The 23,089-nt window shown below is 71.3% G+C and carries 18 protein-coding genes and 2 pseudogenes; 11 read left to right on the top strand and 9 right to left on the bottom strand.

The genetic code is table 11. The features are described from left to right. Positions 1-211 precede the first annotated feature (211 nt). The gene (locus tag BG452_RS32850) at positions 212-2,167 is read left to right on the top strand and encodes a putative bifunctional diguanylate cyclase/phosphodiesterase (RefSeq protein ID WP_188307999.1); all 1,956 of its coding nucleotides are present in this window, start codon (positions 212-214) and stop codon (positions 2,165-2,167) included. An 87-nt stretch (positions 2,168-2,254) separates the two neighbouring features. Here the strand turns inward: BG452_RS32850 and BG452_RS32855 are convergent, their stop codons facing one another. Further along, positions 2,255-3,346, bottom strand: a complete 1,092-nt coding sequence (locus tag BG452_RS32855) for an LLM class flavin-dependent oxidoreductase (RefSeq protein ID WP_188308000.1) — start codon at positions 3,344-3,346, stop codon at positions 2,255-2,257. 743 nt (positions 3,347-4,089) lie between these two features. On the opposite strand from BG452_RS32855, the gene BG452_RS32860 reads away from it, so the two are divergent. Both BG452_RS32860 and BG452_RS32865 read left to right on the top strand, forming a co-directional pair. Further along, entirely contained in the window at positions 4,090-4,686 is a 597-nt protein-coding gene (locus BG452_RS32860; RefSeq protein WP_188308001.1) for a DedA family protein, read from the top strand. Between the two features lie 357 nt (positions 4,687-5,043). Continuing rightward, positions 5,044-6,324 carry a hypothetical protein gene (locus BG452_RS32865; RefSeq protein WP_188308002.1) on the top strand — a complete coding sequence of 427 codons (1,281 nt, stop codon included), beginning with the start codon at positions 5,044-5,046 and terminating at the stop codon, positions 6,322-6,324. 94 nt (positions 6,325-6,418) lie between these two features. Here the strand turns inward: BG452_RS32865 and BG452_RS32870 are convergent, their stop codons facing one another. Both BG452_RS32870 and BG452_RS32875 read right to left on the bottom strand, forming a co-directional pair. Next, entirely contained in the window at positions 6,419-7,324 is a 906-nt protein-coding gene (locus tag BG452_RS32870; RefSeq protein WP_188308003.1) for an alpha/beta fold hydrolase, read from the bottom strand. Between the two features lie 28 nt (positions 7,325-7,352). Beyond that, positions 7,353-7,668, bottom strand: a pseudogene (locus BG452_RS32875) (branched-chain amino acid ABC transporter permease); the annotation flags it as partial. 630 nt (positions 7,669-8,298) lie between these two features. Here BG452_RS32875 and BG452_RS32880 point away from each other — a divergent pair. Further along, positions 8,299-10,473: a glycosyltransferase family 2 protein gene (locus BG452_RS32880; protein WP_411293058.1), complete on the top strand. Its 2,175-nt coding sequence runs from the start codon at positions 8,299-8,301 to the stop codon at positions 10,471-10,473. A 34-nt stretch (positions 10,474-10,507) separates the two neighbouring features. Next, a complete protein-coding gene (locus BG452_RS32885; RefSeq protein ID WP_411293059.1) occupies positions 10,508-12,439 on the top strand; it encodes a galactose oxidase-like domain-containing protein in 1,932 nt (643 codons plus the stop codon). 81 nt (positions 12,440-12,520) lie between these two features. On the opposite strand, the gene BG452_RS32890 is transcribed toward BG452_RS32885, so the two are convergent. From BG452_RS32890 to BG452_RS32905, 4 genes and pseudogenes are all read right to left on the bottom strand, one after another. After that, positions 12,521-13,555 (bottom strand): glycoside hydrolase family 6 protein, encoded by a 1,035-nt coding sequence (locus BG452_RS32890; RefSeq protein ID WP_188308004.1) that lies wholly within the window; start codon positions 13,553-13,555, stop codon positions 12,521-12,523. Between the two features lie 271 nt (positions 13,556-13,826). After that, positions 13,827-14,555 (bottom strand): uracil-DNA glycosylase, encoded by a 729-nt coding sequence (locus BG452_RS32895; RefSeq protein WP_317621342.1) that lies wholly within the window; start codon positions 14,553-14,555, stop codon positions 13,827-13,829. A gap of 78 nt (positions 14,556-14,633) precedes the next feature. After that, positions 14,634-15,794, bottom strand: a complete 1,161-nt coding sequence (locus tag BG452_RS32900; protein ID WP_188308005.1) for a low temperature requirement protein A — start codon at positions 15,792-15,794, stop codon at positions 14,634-14,636. A gap of 82 nt (positions 15,795-15,876) precedes the next feature. After that, a pseudogene (locus BG452_RS32905) lies at positions 15,877-16,299 on the bottom strand (HAD hydrolase-like protein); the annotation flags it as partial. Between the two features lie 52 nt (positions 16,300-16,351). Here BG452_RS32905 and BG452_RS46230 point away from each other — a divergent pair. Further along, the gene (locus BG452_RS46230; RefSeq protein ID WP_223243072.1) at positions 16,352-17,260 is read left to right on the top strand and encodes a recombinase family protein; all 909 of its coding nucleotides are present in this window, start codon (positions 16,352-16,354) and stop codon (positions 17,258-17,260) included. 50 nt (positions 17,261-17,310) lie between these two features. Then, positions 17,311-17,859 carry a hypothetical protein gene (locus BG452_RS46235; RefSeq protein WP_223243073.1) on the top strand — a complete coding sequence of 183 codons (549 nt, stop codon included), beginning with the start codon at positions 17,311-17,313 and terminating at the stop codon, positions 17,857-17,859. On the opposite strand, the gene BG452_RS47325 is transcribed toward BG452_RS46235, so the two are convergent. Further along, entirely contained in the window at positions 17,860-17,985 is a 126-nt protein-coding gene (locus BG452_RS47325; protein ID WP_262986080.1) for a hypothetical protein, read from the bottom strand. Positions 17,986-18,243: 258 nt separating this feature from the next. Beyond that, positions 18,244-18,966, bottom strand: a complete 723-nt coding sequence (locus BG452_RS32915) for a DNA-methyltransferase (protein ID WP_188308006.1) — start codon at positions 18,964-18,966, stop codon at positions 18,244-18,246. A gap of 573 nt (positions 18,967-19,539) precedes the next feature. Here BG452_RS32915 and BG452_RS32920 point away from each other — a divergent pair. The 4 genes from BG452_RS32920 to BG452_RS32935 form a co-directional block, all read left to right on the top strand. After that, on the top strand, positions 19,540-20,715 hold the full coding sequence (locus BG452_RS32920) for a C40 family peptidase (protein WP_188308007.1): 1,176 nt from the start codon (positions 19,540-19,542) through the stop codon (positions 20,713-20,715). 79 nt (positions 20,716-20,794) lie between these two features. Continuing rightward, positions 20,795-21,103, top strand: a complete 309-nt coding sequence (locus BG452_RS32925) for a DUF6112 family protein (RefSeq protein WP_188308008.1) — start codon at positions 20,795-20,797, stop codon at positions 21,101-21,103. Between the two features lie 92 nt (positions 21,104-21,195). Beyond that, the gene (locus BG452_RS32930) at positions 21,196-21,798 is read left to right on the top strand and encodes a hypothetical protein (protein ID WP_223243082.1); all 603 of its coding nucleotides are present in this window, start codon (positions 21,196-21,198) and stop codon (positions 21,796-21,798) included. Positions 21,799-21,812: 14 nt separating this feature from the next. After that, the coding region (locus BG452_RS32935) for an ATP-binding protein (RefSeq protein WP_317621343.1) at positions 21,813-23,089 on the top strand (1,277 nt) is incomplete at its 3' end.

The raw sequence follows: 23,089 nt of genomic DNA on the forward strand, positions 1-23,089 counted from the left end.
GCATGCCGTGCCGGGCCAGAACGAGGGGGCCGACGCACACCACCCAGGCGTGCGACACGAGGAATCGTCACACCACCGCCACCTCGCAGCACCGGTCCTCGATCCGGCGCTCCTCGTCGCACCGGCGGCTTCCCCCACCGGTACCGCTTCCCCTACCGGTGCCGGTGCCGCAGCCACCGCCACGGTCTACGGCACCCTGGAGGACCCGGGGATGCTGCTCTGCCCCACCTGCTCGGCCCCGCTGGCGGACGTCCCGCACTCCGGCACCGGTGACGCCCCCGGTGGCGGCACCGACGTGCCGGGCACCGGCACCGACCGGCTGCTGGCGGCCCTCCGGGCGAGCGAGTCCCGGTTCCGGGCCGCCTTCTGCGACGCCGTCATCGGCATGGCCCTGATCGACCCCGAGGACCGGATCATCGAGGTCAACCCCGCCTTCGCCGCCCTGATCGGCCGCGGCGTCGGCGAACTGGCCCGCACCCACCTGCACGAGATCATCGACCCGGAGGGCATGCCGCACCGGCTCTTCGCCGGGCTCGTCCACGGTGAGCGGGAAAGGTTCCGGGTGGAGAAGCAGCTCCGGCACCGCGAGGGCCACACGGTCTGGAGCAAGGTGACCGTCTCGCTGATCCGGGACGCCGCCGGACAGCCGCTCTACACCCTCGCCCTGGTCGAGGACATCACCGAGCAGCGCCGGCTCGGCGACCGCCTGGAGTACCAGGCCCTGCACGACCCGCTGACCCGGCTGCCCAACCGGACGTCCTTCTTCGAACGACTCGACGCCGCCTGCCTGCCGGCCGGCGGGGAGCCACGCACGGCAACGGCCTCGGCGGCGGCGGACGGCCGGCGGGTGGGCGTCTGCTACCTGGACCTGGACGGCTTCGCCGCGATCAACGAGGCCCTCGGTCACCACATCGGCGACCAGCTGCTGATCGCCGTCGCCGCCCGGCTGCGGAACGGACTCTCCGGACCGGACGCCCACCTGGTGGCCCGGATGGGCGGCGACGAGTTCGCCGTCCTGGTCAGCGACAGCACCGACAGCGAGCAGCTGACCGCGCTGGCCGGCCGGATCCTGGAGGTGCTGGAACGTCCCTTCGACGTCGCCGGACACCGGCTGGTGATCACCGCCAGCGTCGGCGTCGTCGAACGGCCGGTGCACGAGACCACCCCGACCGACCTGGTCAAGGACGCCGACGCCACGCTCTACTGGTCCAAGGCCGACGGCCGCGCCCGCTGGACCCTCTACGACCCGGACCGCGGCGCCCACCAGCTCACCCGCCAGCGCCTCGCCACCGCGCTGCGCCCGGCCCTGGAACGCGGCGAGTTCACCATCGAGTACCAGCCGCTGATCGGCCTGGCCGACGGGCGGGTGCACGGCGCCGAGGCGCTGGTCCGCTGGCGCCACCCCCGCTACGGGACGCTCTCCCCCGACCGCTTCATCCCGCTCGCCGAGGAGTCCGGCGCCATCGTGCCGCTCGGCAAGTGGGTGCTGGAGGAGTCCTGCCGGCAGGCCCGGCAGTGGCTCACCGAGTTCCCGGACACCGAGACCTTCGTGAGCGTCAACCTGGCGGCCCGCCAGATCTGGGACTCCGACGTGGTCGCCGACGTCGCCCGGGCCCTCGAACGCACCGGCCTGCCCGCCCGGCTGCTCCAGCTGGAGATCACCGAGAGCGCTCTGCTCGGCCCCGGCGGCCGACCGCTGCAGGCCCTCCAGGCCCTCGCCGACATGGGCGTGCGGATCGCGATCGACGACTTCGGCACCGGCTACTCCAACCTGGCCTACCTCTCCCGGCTACCGGTGCACGTCCTGAAGCTCGACGGGACGTTCATCGAGGGCTTCCGGGACCCGGCGCCGGTCGCGGCCGCGAGCACGGAGGCGGCGACTACGGCGGCTACGGACCGGTCCGACCGGCCTGACCGGTCGGCCCTCCCGGACCTCCGCTCCCGCCGCAGTGACGCGGACGAGCAGATCGTCGGCGCGATGGTGCAGCTGGCCCACACCCTCGGCTTGACCGTCACCGCCGAGGGCATCGAGAGCGCCGCCCAGGCCGAGCGGCTCCGGCTCACCGGCTGCGACACCGCCCAGGGCTGGTACTTCGCCCGGCCGGGCGAGGCCGAGCTGGTCGCGTCGATACTCCGGGAGGGCCGCCCCGCCCCGACCGGCCGTTAGGCGGGCGGGGCGGGGGGTGGGGGCCGCGGCGGCCGGCGCTCGGCGGGTCGCCGTCAGGCCGTGGCCGTCAGCCGCCGGCCGTCGCTGTCAGGCCGTCGCCGTCAGGCCGTACGCCTCGGCGATCAGGCCGTAGGAACGGAGCCGGGCCTCGTGGCCGTGGATGTGCGAGGTGACCATCAGCTCGTCCACCCCGGTCCGCTTGCGCAGGGACTCCAGGCCGTCCGCGACCTGGCCCGGGGCGCCCAGCACCACGTTGTCGAGCCAGCTGTCGATGAAGTCCGCCTCGACCGGGCTGTACGGGTACTCCTCGGCCTCCTCCGGGGTGGGGATCGGGCCGGGGTTGCCGCGCCGCAGCCGGAGCATGCCGAGGGCGGCGGAACGGGCGAGCCGGCGGGCGGCGCTCTCGTCGTCGGCGGCGACGGCGCTCACGCCGATCAGCGCGTACGGCTCGTCGAGTACGGCGGAGGGGCGGAAGGACGCCCGGTACAGGTCCAGGGCCGGGATGGTGTTGGCGCTGCTGAAGTGGTGGGCGAAGGCGAACGGCAGGCCGAGGCGGCCGGCCAGCTGGGCGCTGAAGCCGGAGGAACCGAGCAGCCACACCGGCGGGCGGCCCTTGCCCTTGGGCACGGCGGTCAGCCGCTCGTACGGGTGGCCGGCGGGGAAGTCGCCGTCCAGGAAGTGGGTCAGCTCGGAGAGTTGCAGCGGGAAGTCGTCCGCGCCGTCGCTGACGCCGCGTCGCAGTGCCCGGGCGGTGGCGGGGTCGGTGCCGGGGGCGCGGCCGAGCCCGAGGTCGATCCGGCCGGGGTGCAGGGCCTCCAGCAGGCCGAACTGTTCGGCGATGGCCAGCGGGGCGTGGTTGGGGAGCATGACGCCGCCGGAGCCGAGCCGCAGCGTCGTGGTGTGGGCCCCGAGGTGGGCGAGCAGGACCGCCGGGGTGGAGCTGGCCACTCCGGGCATGCCGTGGTGCTCGGCGACCCAGAAGCGGTGGTACCCCCACTGCTCGGCCCGGCGGGCCAGCTCGGTGGTGGCGGTCAGGGCCTCGCTGGGCGTGTAGCCGACGCCGACGGTGGCCAGGTCCAGGATCGAGAGCGGAGCGGGGGCCGTGCCGCGGGCGGTACCCCGGATCGCCTCGCCGGCCCCCGGTCCGGTTCCGCGCTCCTGCTGGTCCTCGGTGGTCATGCCGTCCGCCCTCCTGGCTGTCGTGGTCCGGCTCTCCTCCGAGCCGGCCGTCCTGGACGGCCGCGCGGGCCACAGAGGGCTCGGCGGTCGCTGCTACCGACGGGGGTCAACCACCGCCGCGGGCCCGCTGTTCCCGCTTCGGGCGCTCGATCCGGGTGAGATCCCGGCGAGTTCCAGGTGAGTTCCAGGCGAGTTCCGGGCGAGTTCCGGGCGCGGTTCGAGTACCGCCCGGATGAGATTCGAGTGAGTTTCCGTGCGTTGCGGCCGATTCGCGCCGGCCGGCCGACCGACCGTTCGGATGACTCAGGGCCATCAAGCCGACACGGATGGCGACTTCACGCCAGGGTCGGAAGTCGCCAGCCACGGCGCTCGCGATCGGCCGCCGGCATCGGGCAGGCTGGCGATCAGGAGCTGGGTCACCGAGCGGATCCGCGTTCCATCAGCAAGGTCGCCGGGCTGGACCAGCGCCGGACGACCCCTGCGAGCCCTCGGCGCGGCACCCCGCCCCGGGGGCTCGTTCCGTTTCCGGCCCCCGCCCCCACCCGCACTCCCCGACCTGTCGCCGCCGGCTCCGGAGCCCCGCCCAGTCGTGAGTGGGCCGCGCGGCGCCACCGGATCGGGGGGCCGTGATCACCTGCCGTGACCCCGGTGCCCCGGGGTGCTTCATGAGATGAAAAGTCGAGGCGTTAGCGTTGACCTCCGAGCCACCTGCTCCACCAGGGCGGCGTGGAGGGAGTAGGGCCTTGAACTTCTTGGCGGCGATCGGATCCTCGTGGATCTGCGCCCTCGCGCTCTTCGCCGTACTCGGCGACGCACTGCTCCCCTTCATCCCGAGCGGCACGCTGGTCATCCTGGCCGTGCTCAAGACGGCTCAGATCAACGGTGCTCCGATACTGCTCGGCCTGGGCGTGGCGGTGGCCTCCTTCCTGGGCGACCTGCTGCTGCTCCACCTCGCACGGCGCGGCGCCCCGGGTCTGCAGCGCAGACTGGCCCGACGCCCGAAACTGGCGGCCAGCGTCACCAGGGTCCAGCAGTCACTGATCGAGCGCCCGCACGGCGGGGCGGCCGCGATGGTCGTGGTCGCACGGTTCGTCCCCGCCGGGCGGACCGTCCTGGACCTGGCCATCGGCCACTCCCCCGCCCATCCGCACCGCTTCCTGCACTGGTCGGCGCTGGCGGCGCTGCTCTGGGCCGCCTACATCGTGACGCTGGGCTGGCTGAACAGCCACTGGTTCAACACGGCCTGGCTGAGTCTCGCCGTCTCCTGCGCGGCGGCCACCGCCGTCAGCACCGCGATCGCGCGAATAGTGCGCCGCAACCGGCGGCTGGCCATGGTCTGACCGGTCCCGGACCGGCCGGCCCGATCCGGCCACGGGGCTCCATCAGGAGCACAATTTTCCCTTCCGGGCGATGCCCTGGGCCGAGCGCTGACGAACTCTGACCAAACGGGCAGAGCGGCGGTACCGTACTCCCCTGACGGTGCGCGGCGCGAAGCGTCACAGGACCGCAACAGACGGCGAATTCCTGCAGCCCGACCGGGCGTTCCCCGCGTGTTGACTGTCGTCGGAGCCGGGCGACCTTGGAAGCCACTGGGGCGACATGGCATGCTAACGGCGGAATATTCATCAATTGCCCGATTTGACCGGTGCGGCCCAGAGCCGCCCCTCACCACCGGTCATCGGCACCCAGGGGAGACCATGACCAGCATCTCGCGCAGGACGGTGCTCAGCGCAACCGCGGCGACCGCAGCCCTCGGCGCGGTCTCGGCCTGTTCCAGCGGCGGATCCGGTTCGGGGCAGAACTCCACCTCACCTTCCTCCGGCGGCAACGGGAGCTCCGGCCAGACCGGCACCACCGACCCGACCCAGGCCGTGGTGCCCAAGGGCTCCCCGATCGGCGACGGCTCCAACGCGGACACCGGCCCGCAGCCGAACCAGCCCAAGCCCGAGAAGCTCAAGCCCGGCGAGCGCCCGCCGCAGTTCGTGGTGTTCTCCTGGGACGGCGCGGGCGGCACCGACGACGGCCAGTTCCCCCGCTTCCTCAAGCTGGCGGAGCAGTACAAGGCCACGATGACCTTCTTCCTGTCCGGCATCTACGCCCTGCCCAAGGGCAAGTCCCAGATGTACCAACCGCCGAAGCACGCGGTCGGCGCCTCGGACATCCCGTACCTGTCGGACGGCGCGGTCAAGAGCACCCTCAAGCTCATCAGCCAGGCCTGGCTGGCCGGGCACGAGATCGGCACCCACTTCAACGGGCACTTCTGCTCCAGCCGTCCGGACAAGAACGGGGTCAACATGTGGACCCCGGAGGACTGGCAGAGCGAGATCGACCAGGCGATCTCCTTCGTCACCCAGTGGCGGACCAACACCGGCTTCACCGACGTCGACCCGCTGCCCTTCGACTACAGGAAGGAGCTCATCGGCGGCCGCACCCCGTGCCTGGAGGGCCAGAAGGCGCTGCTGCCGACCATCGCCAAGCTGGGCTGGAAGTACGACGCGAGCTCCTCCGGCGGTCTGCAGATATGGCCGCAGAAGGTGCAGGACGGCAAGATCTGGGACTTCCCGCTGCAGTCCATCCCCTTTCCCGGGCACACCTTCCAGGTGCTGTCGATGGACTACAACATCCTGGCCAACCAGTCCGGCGGCAGCACCAAGGGCGACCCGTCCAAGTACAACGACTGGCGGACCCAGGCCACCAACTCCTACCTGGCCGGCTTCGAGCGCGCCTACAACAGCAACCGCGCGCCGTTCTTCATCGGCAACCACTTCGAGCAGTGGAACGGCGGCATCTACATGGACGCCGTCGAGGAGGCCCTCAAGGCCATCGCGGGCAAGCCCGACGTCCGGCTGGTCTCGTTCAAGCAGCTGGTCGAATGGCTGGAGGTGCAGGACCAGTCGACCCTGCGCAAGCTGCGCACGCTCAACGTCGGCCAGGCGCCGGCGGGCGGCTGGGAGGGATTCCTCGGCGCGGCGGGCTGACCCGCCCGGACCGTGGCGGCGAGGCCGGGCAGGACCGGTACGGCCGGCGGGGTGTTCGCACCCCGCCGGCCGAGGTCGTTCCGGCTCGGGGCCGCTACTCGGCGGCCGGGACGTCCCCGAGCAGCCTGCGGACGATGAGTTCCGCCCCCGCCTCGCCCCAGAGGATCGAGTAGTGGTTGGTGTCCGGCACGGGCGAGGCCGGTACCCGCGCCCGGTCCAGTCCGGACAGCCCGATCCGCTGGTGGTCGTAGAGGCCCTGCGGCTCGTCGAGCAAGCCGCGCTCCGCCCACAGCAGTTCGGCCGGGCAGGGCAGTCGGTGCACGGCCCCGGCCGCCTCCTGGTCCAGCAGGATCTGGGCGCCGTCGGTCTGGACGGCCTCCAGCACGCAGGAGGAGCGCAGTTCGGGCTCGACGCCGACGAGGTCGCGCTGGGTGTAGGCGTCGATCCCGTCGGACCAGTCGTCGCCGAACGCCGGGTGGCGCTGCCAGAACTCGCGGTAGGCGGAGCGGTCCGGGAAGGTCATCGACAGCCGGGCCAGCGCGGGGCCGAGCACCGCGGCCAGGGCGTCCTCCTCGCGGACGCCCGCCGGCAGCGGGAAGCTCAGCGCACCGTCCACCAGCAGGACCCGGCGGACGAGTCGGGGGTGCCGGACGGCGGTCAGCGCGGTGACCCAGGCCCCCATCGAGTGGCCGACGACCGTGACGGGCCCCGCGTCGAGGGCGGCGATCAGCGCGGCGACGTCGTCGGCGTGCCGGGCCAGCCCGTACGGTCCGGCGACCGAGCGGCTGGCGCCGCGGCCCCGGAGATCGGGCGCGAGCAGGGTGACCCGCCCGGCGAGGCGGCGGGCGACCTCGTACCAGGCGAGGCCGTTGGCGGTGATGCCGTGCACCGCCACGACCGTCGGGGCATCCGGCCGGTCGGCGGGCCAGCGCAGGACGGCCAGGTCCCCGCCGGGTACGGGGACGGTCAACTCCTCGGGCTTCAGGGGCGACTGGCTCACGCGGGGTACCTCCGGTGGGGTGGGCGGGTCGAACGGCGCGGATGCGGGCGGGCAGTCTAGCCAGGCCGCCGGGAAGCAGGTAGACCACGACGACGAACAGGGGGCCCAGCAGGAGGGGGCTGGGAGAGCGGGACGCACAGCACCGCGGGCAGGTCCGCGACGGCGCTCGAGTCGGCGAGGTCCCCGAGGCGGTGGCCGGCCCAGGCGTAGAGCACGCCGCCGAGCGGCGGCCCCCAACGACTGCCGGAGCCGCCGAGGACCACTGTGACCAGCAGCGCGAGCGTGGCGTCCGAACCGGCGGCCTGCGGGGTGGCCCCGTCGGTGAGCAGCAGGTAGACCGCTCCGGCCGGCAGATCGTCCCGGAGCTCACGCTTCCCGCCACCGGCCACCGAAAGGCGCAAACCCGCAAAGCCACAAACCCCGCAAAGCCACAAAGCCACACCCGGCCGGACCGCTTCCGGGCAGACAACTCCCCCCGGCAGTCCGGCCGTTCGCTTTGCCCCCGTGGCACCGTCCAATCGTCACCGTGCCGAATTCCGCTGCATTAGCACCGCGGCAAGCCACCGTGGCCAGGAACCGTGGTTTCTTCACGCCTGTGCGGCGATCGTCTGGTGGAGCGGTTGCGATCGGCGTTACGCTCCAGGAGAGTTGAGCAAGCCAGGGATCCTGTCACACCCGGTTCACGCCCGCTTCACGCCCAGTGGGGTAGCCGGGGAGTGCATCGGGGTCCCGCATTCGGAGCCGCCGCGCCGACCCACTGTCGAACCGGTCGCACACACTCCAGGTGTCGGGCTCCTTGCGCCGGATTCCCGACGTCGGAGCGCACATCGGCGCGCGGGCCGGGGCGCGGATCGGACAGCCCGGAAACCGTGGGGCGCACCGCAGTTCGCCGGGCCGCGTTCCACCCGGGCGGCTCCGGGGCTGGCGGGCAACGCCAAGCACAGCACGTCGCAATACTCCGGGGGGAGCACGCCATGACCATGCCGTCCTCGCGACGAAAGGACGAGCGCGACCGAGCCGGTCGCCAGGGCCGCCGACGAGGCGCCGGGCCGTTGGACGAGGCCTCGTTACGCACCGTATCGGTGCCCGAAGCGCCGTACGACTACGGTCACTTCAGCCGCCTGGCGGGCCCGGCGGTCGATCCGGACGAGGACCGGGAGCTCGGCGGCGGTGTCTACCGGCCGGAGCCGGGCGGCGCCGGCGTCCGGGAGTCCGCCGGGGCGGAGCCGGCCACCCCCTACCGGGTCCAGTACCGCAGTCTGTTGCGCCACGAGCCGCACCGGATCCGGGCCGCGCTGCTGTTGCTGGCCGCCCCGCTGGTGGAGACGATCCTGCTGGTCTGGCTGCTGCTGCCGGAGCACTGGCCGGAGCGTCCCGACGAGACCGACACCCTGGTGCTGCTCGGCGACAAGGTGATGATCGGGATCATCGCCGTGGTCGAGGTGTTCCGGCTGGTCAACGTCGTCTCCAACACCCACGCCACGCTGGTGGCCCGCGATCCGATACCGGTGACGCCGGAGTCCGGCACCCGGGTCGCGTTCCTCACCACCTGTGTGCCGGGCAAGGAGCCGCCGGAGATGGTGCGGGCCACGCTGACGGCGGCCCGTGCCGTGCGGCACGAAGGTCCGTACGACGTCTGGCTATTGGACGAGGGAAACGATCCTGCAATGCAGGCCCTGTGCGCCGAACTGGGCGTCCGGCACTTCAGCCGGGCCGGCCGCCCGCACTGGAACCGGCCGAAGGGGCGGTTCCGCACCCGGACCAAGCACGGCAACTACAACGCCTGGCTCCAGGCCCATGGCGACGACTACGACTTCTGGGTGTCCGTCGACACCGACCACGTACCGCTGCCCGACTTCTGCGAGCGCATGCTCGGCTACTTCCGCGACCCGGACGTGGCATTCGTGGTCGGCCCCCAGGTGTACGGGAACTACCGCAGCTCGGGATCGGCCGTCACCAAATTCTCCGAGAGCCAGCAGTACCTCTTCCACGCACTCATCCAGCGCGCCGGAAACCGTTACGGCGCACCGATGTTCGTCGGGACCAACAACGCCGTCAGAATCCGCGCGCTCCAGTCGATCGGCGGGTTGTACGACTCCATCACGGAGGACATGGCGACCGGCCTGGAGTTCCACCGGAGCCGCAACCCGGAGTCCGGAGAACACTGGAAGTCCGTGTACACCCCGGACGTGCTCGCGGTGGGCGAGGGCCCGTCCTCCTGGACCGACTTCTTCTCCCAGCAACTGCGCTGGAGCCGCGGCACCTACGAGACCCTGCTCACCCAGTACTGGCGGGTGCTCTGGCGGCTGTCGCCCGGCCGGGCGCTCAACTACACGCTGATGGTGGGCTTCTACCCGATGGCGGCGCTCACCTGGCTGCTCGGCGGGGTCTCCAGCGTGCTCTACCTGGGCTTCGGCGCCTCCGGCGTGCACGTCTCCTCGGAGCTCTGGATGATGCTCTACAGCGACGCCGCCGCGCTCCAGCTCCTGCTCTACACCTGGAACCGCAAGCACAACGTGAGTCCGCACGAGCCGGCCGGCTCCTCCGGGATCGCGGGCATGGTGATGTCGGCGCTCTGCGGCCCGGTGTACGCGGCCTCGCTGCTCCAGGCGCTGGTGCGTCGCCGGAACCGCTTCGTGGTGACGCCCAAGGGCAGTGCGGCCAGCGCCGACGGGCCCGGCACCTTCCGCTACCACCTGTTCTGGACCGTGGTGTTCGGCGGTGCCGTGGCCGCGTCCTTCCACACCGGCTACGACCACGTCGCGATGCGCACCTGGGCCTGCATCGCCCTGGTGCTGACCGTGCTGCCGCTGCTGATCTCGGCCGGCGACGCCGTCCGCCGGCGACGCACCCCGCCCACCGCCACCCTCACCGTGACCGGCGGGCCGTCCGCCACCCCGAGCGTCGTCCTGGAGAAGCGCCGCCCGCGCCACGCCCGTACCGCCGCCGCGCCTCCGGCGGCCAGGGTCCCGGTGCAGGGGTCGCGGCCGGGCCCGGACGGGCTCGACGGCCCGACGCTGCAACTCCGCCTGGCCACCCTCGACGACCGCACGCGCGACCTCCGCATGCCCGGCGGCCGCGCACCCGACGACCACGCGCCCGGCCTGCAGCCGCCCGGCCGAGCCGGGAGCGGCACGCCCACCCACTGAGCCAGCCCGCCCGCCTCCCGAGGGGATCACCACCGTGAAGATCCACAAGACCGGCCGCACCAAGCGCTTCGCCCTCGGCAGCACCGTCGCGCTGACCGTCGCCGGGATGAACGCCCCCGCCGTCCTCGGCTTCGCCAGCAGCCAGTACCACCAGTACGTGATCAACCGCCCCGAGTACAAGGCGCAGTACGGCCACTGGCAGACCCTGACGCTGCCCGCCGAGTTCCGGGTCAACGCCGTCCACGCCACCCTGCTGCGCACCGGCAAGGTGCTCATCGTGGCCGGTTCCGGCAACGACGAGAAGCAGTTCAACGCGGGCACCTTCAAGAGCCTGCTCTGGGACCCGGCGAAGAACACCTACAAGCTGATACCCACCCCCGTCGACATGTTCTGCGGCGGCCACGCCTCCCTCCCGGACGGTCGGGTGCTGGTGGCCGGCGGCACCCTGCGGTACGAGAAGCTGGACGGCGCGGTGAAGAAGGCGGCCGGCGTGATGCGGGTGCGCAACGAGAGCCCGGAGCGCGACCACACCTTCCCCAAGGGCACCGTGTTCCTCGCCCCCAACGGCCGCGAGTACGCCAGCACCGTCGAGGTGACCGTGCCCGCCGCGACCAAGAGCGGCTCCGGGAAGCAGACCGTGGTCACCGCCGGCGAGCAGCACGTGTTCGTGGAGGCGCTCGGCACCGGCCCGGACTACGTGACCGGCTCCCCCACCCAGTACCGGATCAAGGGCCTGACCGGCGTCGAGGCGCACAACCTGTACGGGCAGAGCGAGAAGCTGACGCTGGACAAGCAGGACTACCAGGGCATCCGCTCCGCCTTCGAGTTCAACCCGGACACCGAGCTGTACGAGCAGGTCACCGACATGGCGCACGCCCGCTGGTACCCGACCCTGACGGGGCTGGGCGACGGCCGGGTGGTCACCGTCTCCGGCCTGGACGACACCGGGCAGATCCTCGACGGCAACGACAACGAGGTCTACGACCCGAAGTCCAAGACCTGGGCCAAGGCCCCCGACCGCTACTTCCCGACCTACCCGTCGATCTTCCTGACCGCGAGCGGCAAGCTCTTCTACTCCGGTTCCAACGCGGGCTACGGCCCCGCCGACAAGGGCCGCGAGCCCGGCGTCTGGGACCTCTCGAACGACGGCTTCCAGCCCGTGCCCGGCCTGCGCGACCCCAGCCTGACCGAGACCTCCTCCTCGGTGCTGCTGCCGCCCGCGCAGGCGCAGAAGGTCATGGTGCTGGGCGGCGGCGGGGTGGGCGAGTCCCCGCTGTCCACGGCCCGCACCGACATCGTCGACCTGTCCGCCGCCAAGCCCGCCTTCACCCCGGGCCCGGACCTGCCCGCCGGCCGCACCCGCTACCTCAACAGCGTGATCCTCCCGGACGACACCGTGTTCACCACCGGCGGCTCCAGCGGATACCGCGGCCGGGGTGACAGCGACCTGCTCAAGGCGCAGGTGTACCACCCGGGTTCCAACAGCTTCAGCACCGCCGCCGAGCCCACCGTCGGCCGTGACTACCACTCCGAGGCGCTGCTGCTGCCGGACGGCCGGGTCGCCGTGCTGGGTTCCAACCCGCTGTTCGCCGACAAGGCCGAGACCCAGCCCGGCGGCTTCGAGCAGCGCATCGAGATCTACACCCCGCCGTACCTGTACCACGGTGACCGCCCGGAGGTGACCGCGGCGCCTTCGGCGGCGAAGCTCGGCGGGACGGTCAAGGTCGGCACCGCCCGGCCGGACGCGGTGACCACCGCCAAGCTGATCCGGCCCAGTTCGGTGACCCACGCGACCGACGTGGAGCAGCGCTCGGTCGCCCTGGACATCACCGGCCGCACCGCCGACGGGGTCTCGCTCACCCTCCCGGGCAACCCGAACCTGCTGCCGCCCGGCTGGTACATGCTGTTCCTGACGGACGCCGCCGGCACCCCGTCGGCCGCCCGCTGGGTCCAGGTCACCGGCTGAAAACCCGGGCACTGCGGGTCACCGGCCGGCCGGACACCAGGCCAGCCGGACGGCAGGACGGCAGGACGGCAGGACGGCAGGTCAGCGTGCCGCCTGCGCCAGCCCGAGCGCGTACGGCAGCCAGAACTGGCCCGCCCGGGGCTCGCCCCGGCCGCACTCGCCATCCGACTCGCCCGGGTTCTTGATCCACAGGTAGGCGTCGACCCCGGGCCGCCCGGTCGCGTCGGTCGGCGCCTCGCCGAGCGCCCGGCCGGGCGGGTTGCACCAGGACTCGGCACCCGCCGAGCCGTTGCCGCTGCGGCTGGTGTCGATGACGAAGTGCTTGCCGCCCAGGGCGGCGGAGAGCCGGTTGCCGTAGTCCACGTTCCGGTCGGTCGGGTAGAAGTTGGCGACGTTCACCGCGAAGCCGTCCGCCGTGGCGATGCCCGACTTGCGCAGCGCGGCGGCCATCTCCTCCGGGTCCTGGGCCCAGCCGGGGTTGCCCGCGTCCAGGTAGACCCGGACGTTGGGGTGCTTCTTCAACTCCTGGACGGCGAAGGCCAGCAGGCCGTACCGCTCGGCGGCGAGGTCGCCCTTGATCCCGCAGGTGTCCAGGGTGTGGGCGACGGCGTCCGGCTCCAGCACCACCCAGGCCTTGCGGTCGCCGAGGGCCTGGGCGATGCCGGTGATCCAGGAGCGGTAGGAGGCGGCGTCGGGGGCGCCGCCGGCCGAGTACTGGCCGCAGTCCCGGTGCGGGATGTCGTAGGCGACGAAGACGGCCGTCCGGCCGGCCTCGGTGGCCCGCCGGCTCACCTGGTCGGCGATCTCCCGGGCGCCCTGTTCGCCGAGCCACTGGGAGGAGGGCTGGGCGGCGATCCGCAGCAGGGTGTCGGCCTCGGCCGAGCGGCCCTGGCCGCGCAGCGCGGTGACCTGCTGGGCCGCGTTGGTCTGGTCGGAGACGTAGAAGGCCTGCCCGGCAGGCTGGTTGAGGCCGGCGGCGCCACCCGGCGGACTCGCGGCGGAGGCTCCGGGAGCGTCGGGGCCGCCTTGGGCGACGCTCGCCCCACCGCCGCCCGCACCGCTGCAGCCGGAGACCGCAAGCATCGTCAGGCCCGCGATCAGCGCGGCCCACCGCATCGTTCCCGCCCGTCCCACCCCGCGCACGTACCGCCCCTCCGAGCCGGCTCCCGCCCCCGTCGGACCGGTCCGGCGACCGGTCGGCTCCAGCTAAGCACACCAGGCCCCACCGGACGGTCGACCGTGGTGAACGGCAAGTGGCCGTGGGCGAACGGGACATCGAACCCCCGCCGCCCACGGCCACCACGCCGAACCCGGCTCCGCACCGGCCCGGCTCGGCTCGTCAGTCCTACTCCGCGTCAGTCCTACTCCGCGTCAGTCCTGCTCCGCGTCAGTCCTGCTTCAGGTTCGGCACCCGCCAGTCGATCGGCTCGCCACCGAAGCCGTCCAGCGCCGCGTTGATCTGCGAGAACGGGCGGCTGCCGAAGAACAGCTTGGCGGACAGCGGCGACGGGTGCGCGCCCTGGACCACCACGTGCTTCTCGGTGTCGATCAGCGGCAACTTCTTCTTCGCGTAGTTGCCCCACAGCACGAAGACCACCGGCTCCTCGCGCTCGCTCACCGCCTTGATCACCGCGTCGGTGAACTTCTCCCAGCCCTTGGCCTTGTGCGAGTTGGCCTCGTGCGCGCGGACCGTGAGCACCGCGTTGAGCAGCAGCACGCCCTGCTCGGCCCAGTGCATCAGATAGCCGTTGTCCGGGGCGGGGATGCCGAGGTCGGCGTCCATCTCCTTGAAGATGTTGCGCAGCGAGGGCGGCGTCTTCGTCCCGGGCAGCACCGAGAAGCTCATGCCGTGGGCCTGGCCGTTGTCGTGGTACGGGTCCTGACCGAGGACGAGCACCCGGACCTTCTCGTACGGGGTGGCCTCCAGCGCGGCGAACTCCTGGCCGCTCGGCGGGAACACCTCGTGCTCCGCGCGCTGGGCCGCCACGAAGGCCGCCAGCTCCGCGAAGTACGGCTTCTCCACCTCGGCGCCGAGCACCGCGCGCCAGGACTCGGGCAGCTCCAGCCCGCCGCCCGCGCCGGCCTCGACCACGCCCGCCTCGACCGTGTCCGTCACGACATCTACCTCCCACACCGCGGCTGCTGCGCCGCCCGCCCTCTTACACCCCGAACGCTACACAGCCCCACCGACAACTCACTCCACGGGAGCGGCCCCGGCCCCCGACGCTCCCGCAGCGGCCCGCGCCACCCGCAACTGCTCCACCCCGTTGAGCACCACCAGCAGCAGCGCCAGGGTCACCAGCACCACCAGCGCCGGCAGCCGCACCATCGCGGGCACCAGCCCCAGCACGACCACCGCCGCCACGATCCGGGTCGTCGACACCCGGCGGAACATCATCCAGCGGGTGTACCCGAAGGTCAGCAGGTACAGCCCGCACCCGCCGTACAGCAGCGCGACCGATCCGGCGCCGAGCGTCCGCCACGGGTCGGCGACCGTCTCCTCGAAGCCGACCGCCACCCCGATCACCCCGGCGGCCAGCGCCAGGTGCCCGTACTGGAAGATCCGCCGGACCACGTCCCGCCGCGAGTCGGCGACCTCCACGGCGTGCCGCATGGCGTCCGCCGCGTAGACGAAGTACTGCCACCACAGCCCGGCCGAGATGGTGAACGCGGCGGCCACGGCGATGAGTTCGGGCACGTCCAGCCGGGCCGCGGCGGCCGGTCCGCCGATCCCGACGATCGACTCGCCGATCGCGACCAGCAGGAACAGCGCGAACCGCTCCGGCATGTGCGAGGGGTGGTACGCCACGTTCGCGAGCCGCCGCCGGAACACCAGTGGCGCGGACAGGTCGCAGAGTGCGGCCGCCGCCCAGAGCGCCAGCCGCGGTCCGTCCGGCAGCAGTCCGCCGACCAGCAGCAGCGGCCCGCTGACCAGGACGCCCGCGCCGTACGGTCCGCGCCAGACGCCCGGGACGCGCGCCAGCAGGAGCAGCAGCACCACCCGGGCCGACCAGTAGGCGGCGCCGAGCAGCACGCCCCGGCTGCCGTACGCGGCCGGGATGGCGAGCGCCATGAACAGGCCGGTCAGCCCGACCAGCAGGATGCCCAGGCGGTCGCGCAGGTTGTCGACGTCGCGGATGTTGGCCTGCACGGTGGTGCCGACCCAGCACCAGTACACCGGCACGAACACCACCAGCGCCCGGAACAGGCCGGTGAGGTCGTGCTGGTGGTGCAGCAGCCCGGAGACCTGGGTGATCGCGAAGACGAAGACCAGGTCGAAGTAGAGCTCCGCCCAGGTGACCCGCTTCTCCGCCTCCCCCGCGGCCCCACTCGCCGCTTCCCCCGTCGTGCTCATCGGCCCGGCCCTCCCCACGCGTACGGAACGAGCCCCGCCCCGGCGCTCGGCCGGGACGGGGCTCGCGACTGCACGGCAGAGGCTAGACCAGCTCGACCAGGTCCGCGATGGACTTGACCACCCGGGTCGGCCGGTACGGGAAGCGCTCCACGTCGGCGGCGGAGGTCAGGCCGGTGAGGACCAGGATGGTCTCCATGCCGGCCTCCATGCCCGCGACGATGTCGGTGTCCATCCGGTCGCCGATCATCACGGCGGTCTCGGAGTGGGCGCCGGCGGTGTTCAGCGCCTCGCGCATCATCAGCGGGTTGGGCTTGCCGACGAAGTACGGCTCGACGCCGGTGGCCTTGGTGATCAGCGCCGCGACCGAGCCGGTGGCCGGCAGCACGCCCTCGGGGGAGGGGCCGGTCTCGTCCGGGTTGGTGCAGATGAACCGGGAGCCCTGGTTGATCAGGCGGATCGCCTTGGTGAGCGCCTCGAAGGAGTAGGTGCGGGTCTCACCCCGAACGAATAAAACATAGTTCGCGTACCCTGACTCCAGCGCAACCGAAAGAGTGACCATGGGCATAGTGGTTGGCGGGTACGCCCGTATCAGCGATGTTGGAGAACTGGGCGACGGCCGAGACGGCAAGGAAGGAGTCGTCCGGCAGCAGGATGACGTCCATGTGCTGCTCAAAGGTCGAGGTTTGACTCTGGGTCGGATGTACGTCGACAACGACCTGAGCGCGTTCAAGCGCCGAGTCTTTCGACCCGACTATCAGGATTTGATTCACGACCTAGAGGTCGGGGCCATCTCCGGGATCGCGGCGTACAACATCGACAGGATCACGCGCCAGCCGCGTGAGCTTGAGCACATCATCGACATCTACGAGACAGCGCGGCGGCCCATGGTCTTCGCGACGACTGCCGGCGACTACGACCTGGCCACAGAGGACGGGCGATTCAACGCTCGCCTCTACGTCATGATCGCAAACAAGTTCTCCGCCGATGCTGCCCGGCGTGTCGCGCGCCAGAAGAAGTCTCACGCCACCTCGGGAAAGACCCACCAAGGCCAGCGCGCCTTCGGCTGGAAGCAGGATGGAACTCTGGAGGATTGGGAAGCGGAGCTCATAAATAGGGCCCAACTCGACATCCTCAATGGAAAACTTGTAGCCGAAGTGCACAACGAGTGGGCAGAAAAGGCTATCCAGGGGCCGCAGACTCCGGAAGGCAAATCCCTCTCGTACACAAGCGTGCGATACATCCTCACAAACCCCCGGCTATGCGGATACCGCGCTTACATACCGGTGGCCGTGCGCGAGAAGCAAGGCCGGATTGACCCGTGGGACCACATCCTTGAGCGCACCGATGGAAGTCCAGTCGTAGGCGACTGGGACAAGGTCTGCTCGCCTGACCAGGTCAGGGCCGTTGTGGATGTCCTAAATCGCGGAAGCCCAAGGGACGGGGACGTAAGAAGGGCTCCACCGTGACGGTCCGGAAGTTGACGGGCACAGGGCGGTGCGGCGACTGCGGACACGGGGTGACCTCTGGCCAGTACACGGCTGGCACCCAGAGCTTCGAGAAGTGGGGATACTTCTACCACTGCAAAAAGGCCGATGGCGGATGCGGAAAGGTCGCCCGAGTTGGGCCGCCGGTCGAGGATCTGGTGGATTCGGCTCTCCTGGCTCGGCTCCAGCAAGCTGCTAAGGGGTCTACGCCTAAGGACACAAAGGACGACCCAGAACTAGTCAAGGCTCGGAAGAAACTGGAACAGGTCAAGACCGATATGGTCGAAGCTCGCCAGCTTCGAGAGTCCGGCGAATTCTCGCTAAGCGAGTTCGTTCGAGAAATCACCCGACTGGAGACCCTGCGGGATGAACTGTCAGCGACCGTCTCCACCATGAATGCCATGGGCCCTCAGACGGGCGGATCAGCTGCCGAGCGAATACTGCGAGAATGGGGAAGCTACACCATGTCCATGCAGCGCTCAGTGATTCAGCGCTTTATCGAAGCCGTCGTGATCAAGAAGCAGGGGAAGGGCGGAAACCATGAATTCCGACCAGAACTCATCGAGATCATCTGGAAGTGATCACTGCTGAACTGGTGCGTCGCCGGGCCCTTCGAGTCGGAACCGCCGACGCACCCATTCGATGTCATCGGCAGTCAGATCCGGCGCCTTCTCCAACTCGCGCGCGAGCCACTCTTCCTTAGTCATCAGCTCACTGATCCGATCTCACTGGCCGCCGACGTTACGGCGCCTCGTTTCACGCCGCCTCAGCAAGCGGTGCGGGCCCGTTTTCGGGCGAGCCCAGGATCTGGAGATTCGGGGATTTGGTATGGCCGCCATCGGGTGATAGGCGGCTGGCAGACGGAGAGAAGTCGAGGACCGAGGAACGCCAAGGGCGGCTGGAGCCTTACGCTCCAGCCGCCCTTTAGCGTCTTCGGCCGATCGGCCCGATGAGGGCTCTCGCGGTCACGCCTCCGGTCCGGCGAGGACGAAGTCGTGCTGGGTGAGTTCGGCGCGCAGTCGCTGTTCGGCGATGTCGGCGTAGTGCGGGTTGAGTTCGATGCCGAGGAAGCGCCGGCCTTCGCGCAGGGCAGCGACGCCGGTGGAGCCAGTGCCGGTGAAGGGATCGAGGACCGTACCGCCCGCGGGGCAGATCTGGACGAGCTGCTGCATGACCTCCAGCGGCTCCTGAGTGGTGTGGTCCTGGTCCTTGCCCGGGTGCGTGGCTGTGAAGTGGCCGGGCAGGTAAAGGTCGCGGCGCGTGTCGAGGGTGCCCTTGACCCCCCAGGTGATGAAGTCGGCGGACTGCTCGAAGCCGCCCTTGCGGGGCTGGCTGGCAGCCTTGATCCAGGGGATGGTGCCTTGCCAGGTCCAACCCGCCATCCTGAGCGCTTCGCTGATGTCGGGCTTTTGACGCCAGTCGGAGAAGATCATCGCGACCGAGTGCTCGGTGCTTGCCCGGTATGCCTCAGTGAGTAGTTCGGTGAGCCAGACGAGGTGGTCGCGCTTCTCCCCGGGGAAGGTCTTGGGGTCGTGGACGCCGCTGCTGGTAGCCGACTTACCGGGGGCGTCGCGGCTGGTGGGCCCGTCGCTGCTGTACGGCGGGTCGGTGATGACGGCGTCGACGGATTCGTCCGGGAGGGTCTTCATCACGGTGAGGGCGTCGCCTCGGTGGAGCTGGTAGCTCACGGGTCTTCCTTTCGCATGGTGCTTGGACCCGCTCCGGGCGGCGCCCAGCGGCAGCCGCCGGGAGCGGGGATGCCGGGGAAGGTAGCCGCGATCGGCGGCCGTACCTAATGAGCGCGACGAGGGTTCGGGGTCGGCCGCAGGTCGTTTGGTGCGGCCGACTTTCGCGTCTACTGTCTCGCCATGCCGATCGGGCAGCAGGCCAAACGGCCCTGACCCGGCGTGTGTTGGTCCGTGCTGCCCAGTGCAGGCGTGACCACGTGCGGGCGGCATCCCTTTCCCCTGAGCCCCGAGGAGCGCCGTCGTGTTCCGGCTGAGATTACGAGCGCGGCTGGCTGCCGCGCGTGACCCGAGACCGGCGTCCTGGAGCTACCAACTCCCGTGAGCCGGGCCCGCCCTGAACGGGGGCGGTTTCACCACCGGCGCGGTGCCGGCGACTTCTTCGCACGAGAGGCCGGCACCGCGTTCTCCTACGCATCCCCGAGGAGTCGCTGCGATGCAGCATGCCCTGGCACACCTGTGCCCTCATCCATTTACCCCAGCCAGTCGGCCACTGCCCGGTGACCGGGGACCGTCGTGAAGAAGACGGTCGGCGCGCTCGTCGGCGTCGTCGCCTGCGGTCCGCTGGTGCTGGCCCTGCCCGTGGCGATCGTCGGCGCGGGCAACGCCTCGGCCGCCGCGTCCAGTTCCTGCCCTCCCGGCGGGAATCCACAGGGTGTGGATTCCTCGGCGGTGGCGGCGCAGGTCGAGGCGATCCTCAAGGGCTCCAGTCCACTGTCGGCGCCGGCCGTGGCCGGGCTGAGCAAGCCGTCCGAGCAGATCCCCAACGCGAAGACGATCCAGGCCACCGGCGTCGCGATGCACATCCCGGTGCGCGGGCAGGTCGTCGCCCTGGCAACGGCGCTGCAGGAGAGCGAACTTCGCAACGTCAACGGCGGTGACCGGGACTCGCTGGGCCTGTTCCAGCAGCGGCCGAGCCAGGGCTGGGGCACGCCGGAGCAGATCATGCAGCCGGTGTACGCCTCGACGAAGTTCTACGAGGCGCTGCAGAAGGTGAACGGCTGGGAGTCGATGACCGTCACCCAGGCCGCCCAGGCGGTACAGCGCTCCGGATTCCCTGACGCATACGCCAAGTGGCAGCCCTTGGCGGAGGCGCTCCAGAAGGCCCTCGCCCCGCTGCTCGCCCCCACCGCCGGTGCCTCGCCCGCGCCGACACCGGCACCGACGCCAACGGCCAGCGCGAGCGCCAGCCCGACCGCGGGTGGCGGCTGCGGGACGCCCACGGCGGGCGGCGACGGCAGCGACTTCGGCACGATCCCCGCGGGCTCGTTGCCCAACGGGTACACGATCCCGGCCGACGCACCGCAGCCAGTGCAGACCGCGATCCGGTGGGCGCTCGGCCAGCTCGGCACCGCCTACCAGTGGGGCGGCACCTGCGCGAACTCGCACGGTGCGGACCCGATGGGCAGGTGTGACTGCTCCTCGCTGATGCAGATGGCCTACCGCTCAGCCGGCGTCTCGCTGGAGCGGACCACGTACGAGCAGGTCAAGCAGGGCAGTACCGCCTCGGCGGACGCGCTCAAGCCGGGCGACCTGCTGTTCACGCGCGGCACCGCCGCCGTGCCGGAGCACGTCGGGATGTTCATCGGCAGCGGGCTGATCGTGCACGCGCCGAAGACCGGCGACGTGGTCAAGATCTCGACCCTGGCCTCGTGGCGGCCGGAGATCCTCGCCGTCCGCCGGGTCGCCTGACCCCCGCGCTCCCGCCTCCCCCTCTTCTCCCCTTTCTTCGGGCTGCCTTCGCGCGCCCTGAATTGCTCTGGAGCTTCCCTTGTATCTCGCGGACGCAGTCGTACAGCTCGCCTACGACCCCGGCATCGCCCCCGCCGAGGGCGGTCTGCCCGGCCTCTCGGTCCTCAAGCAGGTGATGGGCAGCCTGAATCTGTTCGGGATCGTCGCGGTCGTCGGAGCCCTCGCGGTCAGCGCCGGGGTGTGGGCCTGGGGCCACCACTCCGGCGGCCACCAGGCCGAGGCCAACGGCAAGAAGGGCGTCCTCGTCAGCGCGGGCGCCGCCCTGCTGCTGGGCGCCGCAAACGGCGTCGTCAGCTTCTTCTCCGGACTCGGCGGCCAGATCAAGTGACGCAGAAACGTTCCCTCAACCCCCCTGCCCGTTCTGGCGACTTCGGCGGCCCGGTGGTGCGCCGCCGGGCGCTGCTGGGCTCGATCGTCCTGATGCTGCTCATTACCTGCGCCGGCCTTCTCGCCTACCTCACCCGGGACGGCCGCGATGCCGCCAACCCGGCTTCCACGGCTGCGAGTTCGCCCGCGGCCTCCGGCCCGGTGGCCTCGGCGACGCCGGGCGGGCATCCGAAGGCGCTGGCGGGTCCGCCCTCGACGCACGATCCGATCGCGTTCGCGAAGGCGGCGGCGGTGGCACTGTGGTCCTACGACACCCGCTCGTCCTCGCAGCCGGAGCTGGTGGCATCCCTCCACCGGTGGCTGACCAGCGAGGGGCAGTACGTCGACGCCGACTCGGTCGATCGCCTGGTGCCCTCGCCGGTGCTGTGGGGGCGGATGGCCGACTCCGGGCAGTTCGCCACCGCGACCGCGGACGAGGCGCACTTCCCGGACCGGTTCACCAAGGCGCTGCAGGCCGATCCGGGGGCGATCACGCAGGCGTACGTCTACGCGGTGACCGTCTCCGGGAAGCAGTCGCTCTCCTGGAACGGCTCCCCGGCCGGTGGTGCCGAGGACCGTTCGGCCACCCTGGCCGTGCAGTGCCGTCCTGACCGCCCGTGTGCCCTGGCCGGTGTGCTGCCGGCCGTGGCGCCCTGAGCCGGGAGGTCTTCGTGGATATCTGCAACCTCCCGATGGTCGCCCAGGTCTGCGACGTCGTCGACGGCATCAACTTCGTCAGTGACCCGGGCAAGTCGATCACCGATGGCATCGGCGCGTGGATCGCCAAGAGCATGGGGGAGCTTGCGGCCAGCGCCGTCGACCTGTGCGCGAAGGCGGTCGACGAGACCACGGCCATCGATCTGTCGGCGCCGTGGTTCAGGGACAACTACCAGCTGATCCTGCCAATCGGGCTGATCCTGACCGTGGGCACGTTCTGCGCGCAGTTGGTCCTGGCCGCCTGGCGGCGGGACGAGCGGGCGCTGGCCAAGGCCGGCTGGGGCACGATGACCGGCGTGCTGTTCGCGTTCGGCGCGATCAGCTTCACGGCGGTGGCGGTGACCGTGGTCGACGCTTTGTCGGCCGGGCTGTTCCAAGCCGCGCACACCAGCGTCGCCGACGCGGTCAGGCGCATGATCAAGGTGTCCCAGTTCGGCGCCATGTTCCCGCTCGGCTGGGCGATCCCCTCCCTGGTCGCGGTCGGCAGCGCGATCGGGGCGTTCCTCTACTGGTGTGTGATGGTCGCCCGCAAGGTCGGCGTGCTGATCCTGGTGGCGCTCGCCGCGTTCGCCGGGGCCGGCGGCGGCTGGGAGGTCGCCCAGCGGTGGCGGCGCGGCTGGATCGAGGCCACCGCCACCCTGATCGTCTCCAAGCTGCTGATGACCGTGGTCTTCCTCGTCGGCGTCTCCGCGCTCGGCAAGACCGACGCCAAGGACGGCATGGCCGCCCTGTCCGACGCCATGGCCGGAGTCGTGATCATGGTCATGGTGCTGTTGTGCCCGTACGCCGTCTACAAGTTCGTCCACTGGGCGACGGACGGCAGCGGCCACGACGACACGCACCGCACCGGCATGGCCGGCATGGCGGTCGCGGCCGGCGCGGCGAAGACCGCCGGTTCGCTGGCCATGCAGATGAGCACCGGCGTCCCGGCGCCGCAGGGCCCGGCCCAGGTCCCGGGCATGGGCGGTGGCGGTGCCTCCTCCGGCATCGACCCGACCGGCCGGATCAGCAAGGAGGGCATCGACGCCGGCGCGCCGAGCACGCCGACGAAGTTCCGCTTCGGCGAGGACACGAACGCCGGCGGCGACCGCGGGCGCGCCCTGGTCACCCGTCCCGGCATCCCGGCCCTGATCACCCGGGCCTCCCCGGGCGGCGGTGACCAGCCGACGTCCGGCGGCCAGGACGGCGTCGCAGCCCAGCCCGCCGCACCGTCCGTGCCGGGCGTCTCAAC

Origin of the sequence: Streptomyces sp. CBMA123 (assembly GCF_014596465.1) — a bacterium.
In the GTDB taxonomy this organism is placed as follows: Bacteria; Actinomycetota; Actinomycetes; order Streptomycetales; family Streptomycetaceae; genus Kitasatospora.

Coding starts and splice junctions, on each gene's coding strand:
- BG452_RS32890 (WP_188308004.1), bottom strand. CDS start 13,555: ATGCGGTGGGCCGCGCTGATCGCGGGCCTGACGATGCTTGCGGTCTCC.
- BG452_RS32850 (WP_188307999.1), top strand. CDS start 212: ATGCTGCTCTGCCCCACCTGCTCGGCCCCGCTGGCGGACGTCCCGCAC.
- BG452_RS32900 (WP_188308005.1), bottom strand. CDS start 15,794: ATGAGCACGACGGGGGAAGCGGCGAGTGGGGCCGCGGGGGAGGCGGAG.
- BG452_RS32930 (WP_223243082.1), top strand. CDS start 21,196: ATGCTGCTCATTACCTGCGCCGGCCTTCTCGCCTACCTCACCCGGGAC.
- BG452_RS32865 (WP_188308002.1), top strand. CDS start 5,044: ATGACCAGCATCTCGCGCAGGACGGTGCTCAGCGCAACCGCGGCGACC.
- BG452_RS32855 (WP_188308000.1), bottom strand. CDS start 3,346: ATGACCACCGAGGACCAGCAGGAGCGCGGAACCGGACCGGGGGCCGGC.
- BG452_RS46230 (WP_223243072.1), top strand. CDS start 16,352: ATGGGCATAGTGGTTGGCGGGTACGCCCGTATCAGCGATGTTGGAGAA.
- BG452_RS47325 (WP_262986080.1), bottom strand. CDS start 17,985: ATGACTAAGGAAGAGTGGCTCGCGCGCGAGTTGGAGAAGGCGCCGGAT.
- BG452_RS32880 (WP_411293058.1), top strand. CDS start 8,299: ATGACCATGCCGTCCTCGCGACGAAAGGACGAGCGCGACCGAGCCGGT.